At 69.1% G+C, this 1,961-nt stretch carries 3 protein-coding genes; 1 reads left to right on the top strand and 2 read right to left on the bottom strand.

The annotated features are described in order from the left end of the window. Window positions 1-589 (bottom strand): beta-ketoacyl-[acyl-carrier-protein] synthase family protein (locus AC2VOP_RS17375; protein WP_486962115.1); only part of this gene is annotated, 589 nt, incomplete at its 3' end. Between the two features lie 25 nt (window positions 590-614). Here AC2VOP_RS17375 and AC2VOP_RS17370 point away from each other — a divergent pair. Beyond that, window positions 615-983, top strand: coding sequence for a Zn-ribbon domain-containing OB-fold protein (locus tag AC2VOP_RS17370; RefSeq protein ID WP_486962116.1), 369 nt, complete (start codon window positions 615-617; stop codon window positions 981-983). Window positions 984-1,092: 109 nt separating this feature from the next. Here the strand turns inward: AC2VOP_RS17370 and AC2VOP_RS17365 are convergent. Beyond that, window positions 1,093-1,961 (bottom strand): acyl-CoA dehydrogenase family protein (locus AC2VOP_RS17365; RefSeq protein WP_486962114.1); only part of this gene is annotated, 869 nt, incomplete at its 5' end.

The raw sequence follows: 1,961 nt of genomic DNA, 5'->3' as shown, positions 1-1,961 counted from the left end.
TGCGCCTGTTGTTGACGGCGAGCCAGCCCAGCTGCTCCTTGGTGGTGCCGTACAACTCCATATGGCGGCGGCAGTTCATCGCCAGCCAGTTGGCCGCCGAATACGCATGCGCCGCAACCAGTTCAGCAACATCATCCATCGGCCCGATCACCGGCCGTCCACCATCGTCCGGTTCCGCGGGCCGCGCGAAGGGCGAACCCGGCCCGCCCGCCTGAGCCGACACCGCGGCAGGGATCGTCCCGCCGATCATCTGCACGGTGCGGTAAACCAGGACATGGGTTGCCCGGCGTTCGGCTCCTGAGGTAACGGCACGGCACGCCGACATCACCGGTTCCAGCAGGCCGCCGGTGCCGAATCCGGCACTGAAGTCGCCCGCCTCGACACCCAACGCGGCGGCGACCTCTACCACGGGGACGTCGCCCAGCGTGGCGATGCCGTCGATCTGGCCGGGTCGCAGGCCGGCGTCGTCGATGGCGGCCCGCGCCGCCTCCAGGGTCAGCTCCAGGCCGGGAATCCCGGTTTTGCGGCCGATTCGCGAGATGCCGATCCCGGACAGGATCGCGCCCTTCTCCAGGCACCGCGTCGACACGAAGAGAGGATACGGTATTCGGGTGGTGACAGAGCCTGCCGGAAACGTCGACGGACGGCTGCTCATCGAGCACTGCGCCAGGTGCCGGCGCTGGGTACATCCGCCGGCCGGCCGCTGCCCAACCTGCGGCGGCCCCTTGGTCGACGAGCCGGTGTCGGGGAACGGCACGGTGTTCACCTACACCGTCAACGTTCAGCCCTACAACCCGGAGATACCGACTCCGTACGTCATCGCCATCGTCGAGCTCGCCGAACAGCCGGGACTGCGGATCGCCACCAATATCGTTGACTGCGAGCCGGATTCGGTTTTCTGCGGGATGGCTGTGCAGGCCCGCTTCGACCACCCGCAAACCGCCGGCGGTGTCACGGTGTTCGCGCCCTCGCCCGGGGCGTAGCCCGGGCGTAGCCCCCCGCGAACGTGCGCAAAAACGGATTGTTGCCCGGCGCGGCGACCGGCGACACGCACGCTCGCGGCGAAGGGGAGCGGGGAGCCCCGGCGAGCCCCTATGTGATCAGCGGGTCGCGCGGCATGCCGAGAATGCGTTCGGCGATTTGGTTTCGGGTCACTTCCGAGGTGCCGCCGGCGATCGACATGCCGCGCGCAGCCATCACCATGCGCCCGGCCAGCGCCCCCGCCCCGTCGCCGAGGGCGACCTCCGGTCCCAGCAGCGCCGCGGCCAGCGCCGCGCCGTCGACCATGTGCTCGGCCAGCTTGAGTTTGGTGACGTTGCCCTCCGGACCCGGCCCGGCGCCCTCGACGCTGCGCGCGGCGCGACGCAGGTTCAGCAGTCGCAGCGCCTGTTCGTCGGCGAGGAAGTCGCCCATCCGAACTTTCGCGCCGGCGACGTGATCGGCGTGCTGCTGGGTCAGGTTGACCAGGTATCCCTCGGCGCCCCGGAGATACGAGGCGCTGCTGCCGCCGATGCTGACCCGCTCGTTGCCCAGCGTCGCCCGAGCCACGGTCCAGCCGGCGTTGGGCTGCCCGACGACATCCTCGTCGGCAACGAACACGTCGTTGAAGAACACCTCGTTGAAGTCCGAGCCGCCGGTGATCTGGCGAAGTGGCCGCACCTCGACGCCGGGAGCCTTCATGTCGATGATCACCGCGGTGATACCGGCGTGCTTGGGGGCGTCGGGGTCGGTGCGGACCGTGGCAAGACCGCGGGCGCAGTAATGCGCACCGCTAGTCCACACCTTCTGCCCGTTGATCTGCCAGCCCCCGTCCACCCGGGTGGCCCGGGTTTTGATGCCGGCCGCATCCGATCCGGCGTCCGGTTCGGAGAACAGCTGGCACCAGACCTCCTCCTGGCGCAGCGCCTTTTCCACGAATCTTTCGATCTGCGAATCGGTTCCGTGCTGGATCAGCGTCAGGA

The sequence above is a fragment of the Mycobacterium sp. TH-M106 genome (assembly GCF_057473765.1).
This window is presented reverse-complemented; position numbering and strand designations above follow the sequence as displayed.